A 13,939-nucleotide genomic window follows, 5' to 3' on the forward strand; every position below is an offset into this window, starting at 1 on the left:
AAAATGAAATAAGTAATTTTTGATCTCTATTATATTTAAAAAAAAAGACCAGAAAAAAAACTACAGTTGCAAGTAGTCTAAACCACCTATCGGTTATTGAGTCCAAGTAATAGATCGCAAGTATATTCGTAGCGATCATAACTAAAACCAGTAAGCCAAACCAGAATTTCATCTCAATTTTATAAAACTAATAACCTGGAATGCTCATTGCTCGAGGTTATTCGAAGTTAATTTGTATACCTAACTATACTCAAACGTACCATATTCACTGTTAATTGTAAGCTTTTTACTTTCAGATGTTTCAACTCTTCCCACTACCTGAGCGTCTACATTAAAAGATCTTGAAATTTCTATCACCTTATCTGCATGAGCCTCATCAATATAAATTTCCATACGATGTCCCATATTAAAAACCTGATACATCTCTTTCCAGTCCGTTTTGCTTTCCTCCTGAATTAGTTTGAAAAGTGGTGGGGTAGGAAACATATTATCTTTTATAATATGCAAATCATCAATAAAGTGCAGGATCTTTGTTTGCGCACCTCCACTACAGTGAACCATTCCATTAATATTCTCAGCTCCAATATCAGAAAGTAATTTCTGAATAACCGGCGCATAAGTTCTGGTAGGTGAAAGCACGAGCTTCCCTGCATCAATCGGACTATCATCTACAACATCGGTCAACTTCCTTGTACCTGAATAAATAAGTTCTTCAGGAATAGAACTATCAAAGCTTTCAGGATACTTTTCAGCTAAAACTTTAGAGAAAACATCATGGCGTGCAGAAGTAAGACCATTACTTCCCATTCCGCCATTATATTCACTTTCGTAGCTTGCTTGTCCTGAAGATGAAAGTCCTACGATAAGATTTCCAGGTTTGATATTCGCATTATCAATCACTTTATTCCGTGGCATTCTGGCTGTTACTGTAGAATCAACGATAATGGTTCTCACCAGGTCTCCAACATCTGCAGTCTCTCCACCAGTAGAATGTATTTCTACTCCGAATTTTCGTAATTCTGAAATCAATTCTTCTGTACCGTTAATAATCGCTGAAATTACTTCGCCCGGAATTAGGTTTTTATTCCGACCAATAGTGGAAGAAAGCAGAATATTACTGGTAGCTCCCACACACAAAAGATCATCTATATTCATAATCAAAGCATCCTGAGCAATCCCTTTCCAAACCGAAAGGTCTCCGGTTTCTTTCCAGTACATGTAAGCAAGAGATGATTTAGTCCCGGCACCATCGGCATGCATTATCAAACAATGTTCTTCACTTCCCGTTAGGTGATCTGGTACGATCTTACAAAAAGCCTTCGGGAAAAGTCCTTTGTCTACATTCTTGATAGCGTTGTGAACATCCTCTTTTCCTGCAGATACACCCCTGCCTAAATACCTTTTGCTAATTTCTTTGCTCATGAATATAACTTAGAATCCTCAAAGATAATTAGTTTCAGGCTTCTGGGAAATTATACGACCTATTTAAACAAAAAAACCACGCTAATAGCGTGGTTTGATTTAGAAGATAGTTAAACAGTTATTCCCAATCGGGCATTTTAGCATTCTCGAGCAAAATCTCGCGGTCCTCTTCGAAAGTATTAAAGTTTTCATCGTACTTAACCTGGTAAATAGACTTGATTGCTTCAGCTTCACTTGAAGAATTTACAAAAACTACCGAAGCTTCGTTTGGAGCAAATCTGGGATCGAAATCATTGGTGCCATTTGGTTTTTCCTCACTAAGATTAAATGCTAAGTTTTTATCTCTGTCGTACACAAAAATTTTAGAATTCAATTGCCGAGCACCTACAGATTGGTATCCAGAAACATCTAAACTGTAAAGAATATATCTATTATTTACCGAAATATCAATGCCGTCTAAAACTCCAGCTTCACCTTCGATAATTGTTTCTATTCTTTCACCTTGTTGATTGATTAAAAACAGGCTTCCGGAAAACCCATTAATGTCAGTCTCAAGAATAGCAATAAATTCTCCATTCTCACTTTCTCGAATATCCATTATATATCGATCTGACGGAGCTTCATAAATAATATCCTTCCCGCCACCGGAAATACCGGTTTTATATAATTTGTTGAAATTAGGAAAAAGTAAACTCTCTCCGTCATTAGCCCATGAGAAACCAATTCGGGAGAAATCTATTCCATTAACTGGAATGGAATTAGTGATTTGTTTCTTTTCTGAACCATTATAATTCATGGTAAAGAGATGCAGTTCTCCACCTGAGTTTCCGAGATAGGCTACTTTTTCAATGGCTAGATTCTTTCTCGGCCTGAAGTTATTCTTTGATTCACTAGTTAAACTAGTATCATTTCCTTCGGTATCTGAAGAGAAAATAACATTATTCCCATCTACTTCCCTAACAAAGTAATAAGCGCTTGAAGCGCTTTCTAAAACATTGAAAGAACGTACTTCGCTAATTACAGTAGCGTTAATACTATCACTGACTTTTACCTGCCAGAAATATTTATAAGCACTATTCAAATTAGAAACCGTAAATGTAGTATCTACTATATCAGAAAATCTTAGGATATCGTCATTCCTGTCATTGCGCAATTCCAATTGATACTTTAAGGAATCACCCTCAGGATCTGTAGAATTCCACACGAATTCTACCGCATTAACTAGTACTGTAGCTGCATCCTCAGGGGAAAGTAATTCTGGAGTACTGGGTGCCCGGTTGTTCGCTGTAGATAGTTTTAGTTCAAAAATAACATTGACCTGACTACCTGCACGAACAATTGCTCCTTCAAAAGTGGTGACGTAACCGTCTTTCATGGCCTGAATTGAATATTCTCCTTCCGGAATATCGTCAATAATAAATTCACCATTTTCGTCAGAAAAAACTGTTGATGAGGATGGATTGGTCGAAATTTTTACATTTTCAATGGGCTCATTAGAACCATCCATAACCACCATTCCCGTAACTTGTCCCGAACCGAAGGTTTCTATTGTCTCTTCACTACAGGAGATCAATAAACCGATAAAAGCTATTAATATAATTTTTGCAATTTTCATGCTCATTTATTTTAGTTTGACTTGGTAGACGGCATTGCGCCAAGATTGAAACTTACTCCTACACTGAAATTGAAATAGTGATCATCTCTATTTCCATTTATTACAAAATCAAGTTGATCGGAAAAAGTAATATTGTGTTCTGCGAAAGCCTTTAGGCTTACTTTAGGGCTTAAAAGGTATTCAAGACCTAGACCATATTGTGCCTTAAAAAAAGATGTATCGTTACCATCTGGAGCATTACTATCTATGCTAAAAAGATAACCAGCGCCAGCCTGCACGAAAGGACTTAAATCTTCATTTGGCAACACCAAAAAACCCGCATTAGCATCTACGCCCGTGTATTTCTGAGAAAAATGCGGATTATTGGATAATTCAAATGCATTTGCTCCAAGATTGATATAAAAACTATTGTTAAGATATTGAGAAAAGTCAACCTTGACCAGAGGACCTAGCTCCGGCGAGTTAAAATCGCCGCTTATTAGAGATCCGCCCAGATTAACTGTCAATGAACTGCTGTATGTTCTCTGAACCAATTTACCTCCGTAAACACTCTCCAGATCTGCTTCCTGCTTTTCCTGCCTGTAGGCTTGAATCAGCACATCCTGATCTTGTCCATCTTTAACTTTCCATAAATTATCCTCAACGCCTTCGATAATAAGGCCTTCCACTGCTTTTTCAATAGCTTCGGTTACTGCGAGCTGCACCGGTTCGTTTCTGGTTACACCAACTTCAGCCTCTAGCAGTCTTTGAAATTTTACATATTTAAATAAACTAGCATCAAGAGATTGAGACAATATCGTTTTGGAAACATATATATTCTTCAGTATTTTACCACTGGATGTCGAGATTGCGCGTAAATAAACAGTAACACGATCCTGCCTGTATTGCGTACTTCCTCCAATTCCAAAATATCTGGCACCCATTCCCCCCGTTATAATATTAGTATCATAAGACACTATACCACCTTCAAGTAATACACCAGCAAAAAGTAAGGGTGGTACTTGGGGTTCATTATCTTGAGCTCCCTGGTATTCCTGTCGAGTAGAACGAATAATATTTCGCTCATTTAAAAGATTTCCTATATTTTCTCTCTCAATAGTAGTAAACCATCCCGAATTCTCGAGCGCATTGATAAGAATGGCAGTTCCTCCCTGAGTTACGGCTGTACTAAACGTACTTCCGGACTGAGATGCTTTATACTGCCCGGTCAAATCTCGAAAATTATAAACTCCTACAACCACCTTCTCTGCAGGTTCCGGAAGCGTTTTTAGCTTCTCAGTTGTAGACGTATTCTCCCCAATTCTGGCTTCTCTAAAGTCTACGGGTTGATTGAGGTAGGTACTACAGGATAAACAGAGCAAGGAACTTAATCCTATCAGGCATAAATTTTTAATATTCATGTATTTAGGTTAAGAATTAGGTATAGTTATTTGGGTTTGATCTCCAGTAGTGGTATCAAGAATGTCGATGACGAGCCCTCCATCAGAAGGATAAATATCTATAGCCAGATTCCCAAAAGTGTATCTTCCTTCTGTTAATTCTCCTTCACCAAATTGTGTGAAAAATAAATTTCGGCTTACCTGGCTCAAAAGCTGGCGATTTAAACTTTCGGTGAATTGATCCAGTTCAGATAAATCTTCACGTTCATCACGAGGTGCGGTAAAACTGTTTTGCGCCTGGGCCGAACTGAGCAACCATTGGTAATTAAAGGTATCTCCACCAAAAGCGGGGTTCTTGGGTGTGTATACCAGATCCTGTGCGCTCATTCCAAGGCAAGAGATTAAAATTGAAAAAAATATAAGTTTCTTCATATTTTCACTAGTTAGTATTGGTTAGTATATTCATTTCGATTCTCCAAATATTGAAGATACCTGGACACCTCGTTAATTGCTTTATCTGCATTCTCCCTCAAATAATCCAGTTTGGGACGCGCAAAAAATTGATAAACCACCCGGTCTTCAACTTCAACAATGAGCCTGGTAGTTCTTCCAAAACTTATAATCTCACCTACAGAAATCATGCGTTCACTTTCAAGTCCACTAAGCATGTATTGCTGATAAAAGAAATCATAAAAGTCTTTACCTGGTTTGGTTTTTGTGTTTTCGGTCACGAAACCTGTTAATTTGATTCCCTCATTGTTTTTTTGATAAGAAATCTCATCTCTGTTGGTCTCGTTTTCGTTTGATATTATCAACTTCCGGTTGGTACTAATAATATTTTCGTTATCATCTTTAAAGATTAGAAGGATGACTATTTCAGTACTGTCATTATGACTAATAGAGGTTGAGGCTAGACTTTTTATTTCTGAAGCCTGGAGACTAAAAAAATTTGATTGTTTATTTATTGAATTGTTGTCTCCCTTTTTAATAACAGAAAGCTCATAAGATAAACTAAGAGCTGTATGGGTGAGATTCTTTGCAGATGCTGTTATAGTATAAAAATCACTTGATTTTTCCTGAATATTGATGACAGGTTCTACCTCTTTATTAAAGTTTTGAGAATAACTAGAACAGGCCGACAGAAGTAAAAGCAGAAAGGAGAATTTGGAAATCGATTCCACAGTTTAATTACTTTATATTCTGAATAGTTAACATACGATCATCTCCGATAATTCTAATACTCATATTTTTACTGATGGCGTTGGCACCATTATTCTCAACATGCTGATTATTTCCCTCCTGAATAACCTCCAATTGGGTGCCAGGTTCGGAAAATATTGGAATATTTGAAAAATAATTATTGTCACCGTGTTGGCTGGCATTTAACTTATATCCTTCCACATTAACAATAGATTCTATATAATTTTCATCTCCACTTTGTAACAAACTCATTTCAATACCACTAGCATAAGACCTTGCAATAGCAGAATTATTATTGCCAATTTGCTGAATATTGACAGCGCTTGAATTATTAATCAAATTATTCGCTGAGAAATTAGAATTTTTTATTTGTGCTATCATCTTATAAATTTCTACATTAGGCTGAATATCCTGTGAAAAACAAGAGAAAGTTCCTAAACTTAGGAACGTTAGAATTATCAAATTTTTAGCAAGCGATTTCATTTTCTAAAATTTAAAAGCGGGAATTATTCAATTCCCGCTTTTACTAATATTAATTATTCTGAATAATGTTGAAATACATTTGATGCATTCCCATTTCCACTTTGAATCACACTACTAATATGATTTGTATCTGGAAGAAAACCTGAAGAAGATTGGGAAACAACACTAGAATTATAGTCCCCGGTTTGTAACACTTCTGATTCAAATTTCCATCCACCATTTTGGTCAACATCAGAATAGTTACGATCCCCTTTTTGTTCAACTAAGGAAGTATGTGTAGACCCACGCTGATATACATTACTATTATTGTAATTACCTATTTGAAGTACATCTGATTCATGATGTCCTCCTCCTTGCCAATCTACAGCATTGTTATTGTTTCCACGCTGAGTCTGGTAAGAACGAAGATTCAGACCAGATTGCTCTATAGATGCATAGTTGCTTTTACCTACTTGCAGTTGTTGAGCTTCTGAAGACCTAGTACCGTTACCTGAAGTCCACCCAGTAACGTCCTGTACAATGCTTGCAGAATTATAATCGCCTCTCTGCTCTTGAGACGCATCATTGTCTCCAGCATTTACAGTATTTGGATGTACAGTATTTTGTTGAGTTATTGCATAATTACGATCCCCTACTTGTTTTATATTTGCTGTATTTGCTTGAGCTTCTTGGTTTACTCGTGCACCGTTATAAAATCCCTTTTGATATACGGTCGAAACTAAAACAGAACCTACTTGATCAACATCAGATCCATTATTGTTTCCAATTTGATCAACATCACTGCTGTTTCCTGTTGGCCCTTGGGCAAAAGACATTGCCCCAAACATTAGCGCTCCCGCGCAAAAAATCACTTTTTTCATAATTAATTAAATTTAGATTAGTATTGATTAAACAAAAAATTACACTTCCAAGATTCAGGGCATAGAATATTGGCTTAACTAATTGTCAAACAATGTTTTGGAAAACTAAAGTGTAGGGTTGTAATTGAATGCGGTAGGGTTAGTATTGCAATCTTAATTACTTCTTCGAATATATTTAAGCTAAACAGTTATGAAAAAAAATATCGATGAATACCAGTAATAATTGTTGAAATACCATTTTCTGAAAAAATATTAGGTTAAAAACATGCCATTTAATAAAAATTAGGTGAAATCTCTATGATAATCTTAAACAAAAAAACCACGCTAAAAGCGTGGTTTTTCTTTTTTCTAAAACTTCAGAAATTATCTTGTGAAAAGTAATTCTCTGTATTTAGCTAATGGCCAGATTTCATCATCTACCAATAACTCTAATTTATCACAGTGATATCTAATTTCTTCGAAGTAAGGTTTCACATCATCACAATAGGCAAATGCTTTCTCTTCAGCATCTTCTAGTTTGTTGGCAATTTTTCTCGCTTCAATCATCGCATTCACATTAGAATTGATACTGGCAATATGAGAAGAAATGCTTTCTATAATTTCCAATTGTTCCTTAGCGTGTCTCGCGAAATCATCAGCATAAATATCTTTCAATCCGCGTACATTCTTGATCAGGATATTCTGATATCTTATCGAAGTTGGTATGATGTGATTTCTGGCGATATCTCCAAGGATACGTCCTTCAATCTGAATTCTCATCGCGTACTCTTCAAGCTCGATCTCGTGTCTTGCTTCGATCTCAGTCTCATTCATTACCCCAAGTTCCTTGTAAAGGGCAATTGTTTTCTTGCTTACCTGAGCTTTTAAAGCTAGTGGCGTAGTTCTGTTGTTACTAAGTCCACGTTTCTCTGCTTCTTTTTCCCATGGCTCACCATATCCATCTCCTTCAAATCTAATTTTCTTAGATTTTTTAATGTATTCTCTCAGGACATTAAAGACGGCATCGTCTTTCTTCATCTTTTTGTCCTTGATAAGTTTATCAACCTCAACTTTAAATTCCTTAAGCTGCTTAGCTACGATACTGTTAAGTACGGTCATCGCCCCAGCACAGTTCGCAAGAGAACCAACTGCTCTAAATTCAAATTTATTCCCTGTAAAGGCAAATGGCGAAGTTCTGTTTCTATCAGTATTGTCAAGAAGAATTTCAGGAATCTTCCCAACTACATTCAATTTAAGATCTGTTTTTTCCTGAGGAGAGAGTTTACCATCAGTCACTTTTTCAAGTTCATCAAGAACTTTAGTCAGCTGACTTCCAATAAATACTGAAATGATTGCTGGTGGGGCCTCGTTAGCTCCAAGACGGTGGTCATTAGAAGCACTTGCAATCGCAGCTCTTAATAATTCCTCATTATCATAAACCGCTTTAATCGTGTTTACAAAGAATGTAAGGAACTGAAGGTTCTTCATTGGCGTAGAACCTGGAGATAGTAAGTTTACTCCGGTATCTGTCGCTAATGACCAGTTATTATGTTTACCACTACCGTTAATTCCGGCAAATGGTTTTTCGTGCATTAATACGCTAAAATTATGTCTTTCACCAACTCTCTTCATCACATCCATGATCAATGAATTGTGATCTACAGAAAGGTTAGCTTCTTCAAAAACTGGAGCAAGCTCAAATTGGTTTGGTGCTACCTCGTTATGACGGGTTTTAACCGGAATACCAAGCTTCATACACTCGATCTCAAGATCCATCATATAAGCGATCGCTCTTGAAGGTATAGAACCAAAATAGTGATCATCCAATTGCTGACCTTTCGCTGGAGAATGTCCTAATAATGTTCTTCCGGTTAAAGTAATATCAGGTCTTGAAGCTGTAAGTGCAGAATCAATCAGGAAATACTCCTGTTCCCATCCTAAAGTCGCGTTTACTTTCTTAACGTTCTTATCGAAGTATTTTGCAACATCTGTAGCTGCATTATCAACTGCCTGTAAAGCTCTGAGTAATGGTGTCTTATTATCAAGTGCCTCTCCTGTGTAAGCTACAAATACTGTTGGAATGCATAATGTGGTCCCCCAGATAAAAGCTGGAGAAGTAGGATCCCATGCTGTATAACCTCTAGCTTCAAAAGTATTTCTAATTCCACCATTCGGGAAACTTGATGCATCTGGTTCCTGTTGAACAAGCTGTCCTCCACCAAACTTTTCGATTGCCGACCCATCACCCAAAGGCTCAAAGAAAGAATCATGTTTCTCTGCAGTTGCTCCCGTAAGAGGCTGGAACCAGTGAGTATAATGAGTAACTCCTTTAGAGATCGCCCATTCCTTCATTCCGGTAGAAATATGATCGGCTACATTGCGATCTATTTTCTTCCCGGTATTCATAGCTTCCACGACGTTCGTGTACGCTTCTTTGGTTAAAAACTGTCTCATTACAGTTTCATTGAAAACATTTTTTCCGAAAATTTCAGACCTTCTACGAGGTTCCTTGATCTTCACCGGCTTCCTGTTCAATGTTTCTTTTAAAGCTTGGAATCTTAAAGTTGACATGCTGAAATATTAATTGTGTTGGTTTATAAAAGATTGAATTATCAAATCATCAAATAATTCAGTAATTATCGATTGAAGATGCGAATATAAGCGATATGCAACAAAAAAAGAGTGCAGATTTCGGAAAAAATGCATCCTCTTTAAGAAAACCCCCTATTTTTTTAGGGTTGTTTCTCAATTTTAACCAATAATTAATATTATGCACCCCTTCTTCCGAAGGGATTTAAGAAGAAATTAAGACCTATAGAATTGTGATCAGGATAAACGTAGCGTAAGCGGCAATAAGACCAAATCCCTCTTTTCTTCCCATTTCTGAAGGTTTCGGAATTAATAATAGTGGCAATAAGGCAAATGCGATTGCCAGCATCCAGATCATATCGTTCGAAAGAATTTCTGAAGATTGCACGACTACAGGTTTGATTAAAGCGGTTAAACCTAAAACTGAAGCGATATTGAAAATATTGGAGCCAATTAAATTCCCTAACGAAATTGCTTTCTCCTTTTTCATTGCGGCGATCAGGGAAGCTGCCAGCTCTGGAACGCTCGTTCCAACAGCGATGATAGTCACAGAAACTACTCGTTCGCTAATACCTAATTGAGTGGCAAGATCTACTGCACCCATGACGAGTAATTCTGATCCTCCCCATAAAGCAAAAATTCCAATTAACAGCCAGATTCCTAATTTGATACTTCGAACATCCTGTAAAGACAGATCTACCTCATCTGCAACCACATTGTCCTTTCTTCTTGACCTTTTAATTAGTAGAAACATGTATCCTACAAGTCCGAGTAAGAGAATTCCACCTTCTATACGTGATAATACATCTCCACTTTGGAGAAAGAAATAGAGTACTATGGAGAATAACATCATTATTGGCCAGTTGATCCTATAGAAATCACGATCGACCATTAAGGGAGAAACCATGGCCGTTAATCCCAGAACCAAACCAATATTAGCGATATTAGAACCTATTACATTACCTAAAGAAATATCTGAAAAACCATCAATAGCTGCCTGCAGACTCACCAAAAGTTCTGGAGCTGAAGTAGCGAAGGAAACCACCGTAAGACCTACAACCATCCTGGAAATACTGAGTTTTAGTGAAATTGCTACAGAACTTCGAACTAAAAACTCTCCTCCTATTACCAAAAGGACAAAGCCAACAATTAGAAATACAACGCTCATAGATGATATTTTTTGCGAAGATAGAGGAATTCATAGAATTGCAATTACTTTCTTTAAGTCTAAGAATTCAATGCCTTTAATGACCAATTTTCAGCCAAATATGTTATTTCGCTGAAATTGAATAATTTGTACCTTTCGAAAATATCTCATGTACAATGAAAAAGTCAATTTTCAAGGCGCTTGCTAAGTTCAACAAGAAATTTTTACCTAGTTACTCCAAAAAAGAATTGGATTTACAAAAAGCTTCAAAAGTCCAGATGGCTATTATAGGCTGGCGCCTATGGGTTACTAAAAACTCGCTGGACTAGTAATGTATTAGTGACTCTACCTCATAATTAGAAATCCGGTCTCTCCCGTTAAGAAAATCAAGTTCTATTAAGAAATTACACTGCACAATATTGCCTTTGCATTTTTCCACAAGTTTACAGGTGGCCAGAGCTGTTCCTCCGGTTGCAAGGACATCATCATGAATTAGCACATTTTCACCTTCCTGGATCGCATCCTGATGAATTTCAAGACTATCACTTCCATATTCCAGATCATATTCCTGCTTGAAAGTTTTAGCAGGTAGTTTACCCGGCTTTCTAACCGGAACGAAGCCTGCCTTTAGTTCCTGTGCCAGCAGACTGGCGAAAAAGAATCCCCTGGACTCCATTCCTACCACCTTATCTATTTTTGCGTCTGGAAGTTTGCCAATAAAATTTACAACAACTTCTTTCATAGCCTTGTGATCCAGCAAGAGCGGACTTATATCTTTATATCCTATTCCTTCCTTCGGAAAGTTCTCGATCTCGCGTATATAATTCTTCAATTCCATATTTTATAGATCAAACTGTAATTGCTTTGTTCAAATATTTGCGGAAAGGTAGCATCTCCCTATAGATCTCTATCAGTTTTTCCTGAAAATCATTCTTCAGAATTTGTTTTTGAGTGAGGTCAACCTGAACAGCAAAAGTTTTATTCCGCAGTAGTTCAATATGTTGATGATCCTTGTCAAAGCCTTTGGGTGCGGTTTTAAGCTTTTCATCATGTACAAGTCCGCCGAATGTTTCCACAAATGAATTCTTTTCGATAATTTCTTTAAACTCGGCACCATTATAATCGATAGATGAACGTATACTATCAAGTATGGATTTTTTGGGACGGTAAAATCCGCCGGCTACAAAGCTTCCGTTGATCCCTATATGAATATAAAAATCTCCTTTTTCAGGCTTGTCATCCAGACCTGCGCCAAAATGGTCCTTGTATATTGGTTTATTAGGGTGAAACATCAGGTTATTGTTGATCCTGTTGATTGCTTTCTTACCTTCTGTTGGTGCATAATCTTCATCAATATTAGCCAATTTTATATCAAGCTCATTTAACCATAAGATGTATGAATCGCGAATATGATAGTATTCTTTACGATGTTCGTCCATCCACTCTTTCGAATTATTCTTGTTCAGATCTCTTAAAAAAGTGAACATTTTTTTAAAATCCATGTACAATATTTGAATTGTAAAGATCGCCAAAAACACCGGTATTGCAATAGTTAATCATGGTCCTACAAGATAGCTTTCTACTTATAAAATTGGAATACAGCTTATTACGTTCAAGTTTTATTCAATACCGTTAATAATCTGACTGATTATATTTTATATTTATACGACCAACCTGTAAAATTCATTATTATGATCTTCAAAAAACTGGGAGATGATATTTTCGCGCCTTCACCTAAGGCTATGGCACTAATAGATGCTAAAGATCCTAAATTCAACTACTACCTCTCTTCAAGAATTAGAGGACCTTTAATTGATCTGGACATTACCACTAAGATCTTTCACAATAATGAAATGTTCGTGCGTAAATCTAGTTATCGGGTTAAGCTGGGACAAATCGAAAAGTGCGTCAAACAAAACCTTATAGAACACATGCTCCTATTAGGACTGCCGGAAGCAGAAATTCCAGATAGCCTGAAATCTGATGGGTTTAAGGCCGATGTCATTAAAAATATCAATCGGAGAATTTATACGGATTAATCATAATTCCCCCTGGTAAGAAGCTCTGTTGAAAAACCGGGCTTTTTTTATTTCAGGTAAGACATAAAAAAAACTGCAACCTAAGTTGCAGTTTTTTGTGACCTCGCCAGGATTCAAACCTGGAACCTCTTGAGCCGTAATCAAGTGCGCTATTCAGTTGCGCCACGAGGCCTTTTAAATAGTGCTCTACTGTTTTGTAAAGCGGGTGCAAATATAATTGCTTTTTATAAAACTAAAAAGCCTTTTCAGAATAAAATAAAAAAAAGGCGGATGAACCGCCTTTCCTAGTGCCCAATGTTTGGTTTTTAGTATAAGTAGTTTAGGGCAACGGTATCATAATATCCAAATTCTCCGTCTTCGTTCCCACCAAAACAAGCCAGCATGATAGAATTCGAATCAAAGCCTGTAGGCGTACCTGGAATATGGACTGCACCATCAGCTCCTGCAGATTCTCCACTTTGTCCACAGCTTTGGCGGCTAAACCAATCTGTATGTCTTAATCCTACTGCATGACCAATTTCGTGAGTCATCACATGTTCATTAGTGTTAGTGTCGTAGTTCTGCATACCTGAGAAAATCTGTACATATTTATATGGATTTCCATTGCTAGGAAATCCTGCAACTCCTCCTGCCTGACCATTGTTGGTCTGGTAAACTACGATATCGTAGGGCTGGTAGTTAGTTCCGAAAGTGAGTGTAAAGGTAATTCCAAGATCCAGCGCATTGTAATTACCAATTGCATACTGTAAGGCAGTTCTCTGTTTACTGGATAAAGCCTGACTTCCTCCGGTGTACCCAATTACGTTCACAGTACGAGGTGAGCTCACCAGGTTGTTGGTTCGATACTGCTTATCTGTGATAGAAGACGCGGACATACTAAATAATTGGTCTTTAGTCATGGCAATATCACCTTCGATAAGATAATTTTCGATAGAGCTTCCGTCGGGAAGCATCATCATTTGCTTTTCAACATGTTTTGAATTGAAATGGAGATCGGAAATTCTCTTAAGAACCTCTTTGGATATCTGATCTTCCTGAACTTTGGCAGTTTCTGGAGAAATTTCTGAAACATCTTCTTTTTCACAGGAAGCAAAGAATAATACTCCCATGGATAGGGTAAGTAGTGTAATTTTTTTCATAAGTAAGTTTAGGTTAATGGGGCACTTATAAAGTTAAACTACACTAAAAGATGTTTATCTACTAATAAATTATGTTAAATGTAGGAA

The 13,939-nt window shown here is 36.9% G+C and carries 14 protein-coding genes and 1 tRNA gene; 2 read left to right on the forward strand and 13 right to left on the reverse strand.

The window, feature by feature from the left end; translation table 11 throughout:
- Positions 1–240 precede the first annotated feature (240 nt).
- The 9 genes from T8I65_RS12425 to T8I65_RS12465 form a co-directional block, all read right to left on the reverse strand.
- Positions 241–1,422, reverse strand: a complete 1,182-nt coding sequence (locus tag T8I65_RS12425) for an AIR synthase related protein (RefSeq protein ID WP_322300907.1) — start codon at positions 1,420–1,422, stop codon at positions 241–243.
- 118 nt (positions 1,423–1,540) lie between these two features.
- Entirely contained in the window at positions 1,541–3,037 is a 1,497-nt protein-coding gene (locus tag T8I65_RS12430) for a carboxypeptidase-like regulatory domain-containing protein (RefSeq protein WP_322300908.1), read from the reverse strand.
- An 11-nt stretch (positions 3,038–3,048) separates the two neighbouring features.
- Positions 3,049–4,437 carry a CsgG/HfaB family protein gene (locus tag T8I65_RS12435; RefSeq protein ID WP_322300909.1) on the reverse strand — a complete coding sequence of 463 codons (1,389 nt, stop codon included), beginning with the start codon at positions 4,435–4,437 and terminating at the stop codon, positions 3,049–3,051.
- 9 nt (positions 4,438–4,446) lie between these two features.
- Positions 4,447–4,848, reverse strand: coding sequence for a curli assembly protein CsgF (locus T8I65_RS12440; RefSeq protein ID WP_322300910.1), 402 nt, complete (start codon positions 4,846–4,848; stop codon positions 4,447–4,449).
- An 11-nt stretch (positions 4,849–4,859) separates the two neighbouring features.
- Entirely contained in the window at positions 4,860–5,597 is a 738-nt protein-coding gene (locus tag T8I65_RS12445; RefSeq protein ID WP_322300911.1) for a CsgE family curli-type amyloid fiber assembly protein, read from the reverse strand.
- 7 nt (positions 5,598–5,604) lie between these two features.
- A complete protein-coding gene (locus T8I65_RS12450) occupies positions 5,605–6,099 on the reverse strand; it encodes a hypothetical protein (protein WP_322300912.1) in 495 nt (164 codons plus the stop codon).
- A 53-nt stretch (positions 6,100–6,152) separates the two neighbouring features.
- Positions 6,153–6,959 (reverse strand): hypothetical protein, encoded by an 807-nt coding sequence (locus T8I65_RS12455; protein WP_322300913.1) that lies wholly within the window; start codon positions 6,957–6,959, stop codon positions 6,153–6,155.
- Between the two features lie 363 nt (positions 6,960–7,322).
- Positions 7,323–9,509, reverse strand: coding sequence for a glutamine synthetase III (locus T8I65_RS12460; protein ID WP_322300914.1), 2,187 nt, complete (start codon positions 9,507–9,509; stop codon positions 7,323–7,325).
- A 241-nt stretch (positions 9,510–9,750) separates the two neighbouring features.
- Complete coding sequence (locus tag T8I65_RS12465; RefSeq protein WP_322300915.1) at positions 9,751–10,695, reverse strand: calcium/sodium antiporter; 945 nt, start codon at positions 10,693–10,695, stop codon at positions 9,751–9,753.
- A gap of 155 nt (positions 10,696–10,850) precedes the next feature.
- On the opposite strand from T8I65_RS12465, the gene T8I65_RS12470 reads away from it, so the two are divergent.
- Entirely contained in the window at positions 10,851–11,003 is a 153-nt protein-coding gene (locus T8I65_RS12470) for an SsrA-binding protein (RefSeq protein ID WP_322300916.1), read from the forward strand.
- On the opposite strand, the gene T8I65_RS12475 is transcribed toward T8I65_RS12470, so the two are convergent.
- Positions 11,000–11,512 carry an adenine phosphoribosyltransferase gene (locus T8I65_RS12475; protein WP_322300917.1) on the reverse strand — a complete coding sequence of 171 codons (513 nt, stop codon included), beginning with the start codon at positions 11,510–11,512 and terminating at the stop codon, positions 11,000–11,002. The genes T8I65_RS12470 and T8I65_RS12475 overlap by 4 nt on opposite strands.
- A 10-nt stretch (positions 11,513–11,522) precedes the next feature.
- Entirely contained in the window at positions 11,523–12,176 is a 654-nt protein-coding gene (locus tag T8I65_RS12480; RefSeq protein ID WP_322300918.1) for a DUF2461 domain-containing protein, read from the reverse strand.
- Between the two features lie 189 nt (positions 12,177–12,365).
- Between T8I65_RS12480 and T8I65_RS12485 the strand changes: the two genes are divergently transcribed.
- Positions 12,366–12,713 (forward strand): hypothetical protein, encoded by a 348-nt coding sequence (locus T8I65_RS12485; protein ID WP_322300919.1) that lies wholly within the window; start codon positions 12,366–12,368, stop codon positions 12,711–12,713.
- Between the two features lie 98 nt (positions 12,714–12,811).
- Here T8I65_RS12485 and T8I65_RS12490 read toward each other — a convergent pair.
- Positions 12,812–12,885, reverse strand: a tRNA-Arg gene (locus tag T8I65_RS12490).
- A 133-nt stretch (positions 12,886–13,018) separates the two neighbouring features.
- The gene (locus T8I65_RS12495) at positions 13,019–13,852 is read right to left on the reverse strand and encodes a M57 family metalloprotease (RefSeq protein ID WP_322300920.1); all 834 of its coding nucleotides are present in this window, start codon (positions 13,850–13,852) and stop codon (positions 13,019–13,021) included.
- Positions 13,853–13,939 lie beyond the last annotated feature (87 nt).

Source organism: Christiangramia sp. OXR-203, assembly GCF_034372165.1.
GTDB lineage: Bacteria > Bacteroidota > Bacteroidia > Flavobacteriales > Flavobacteriaceae > Christiangramia.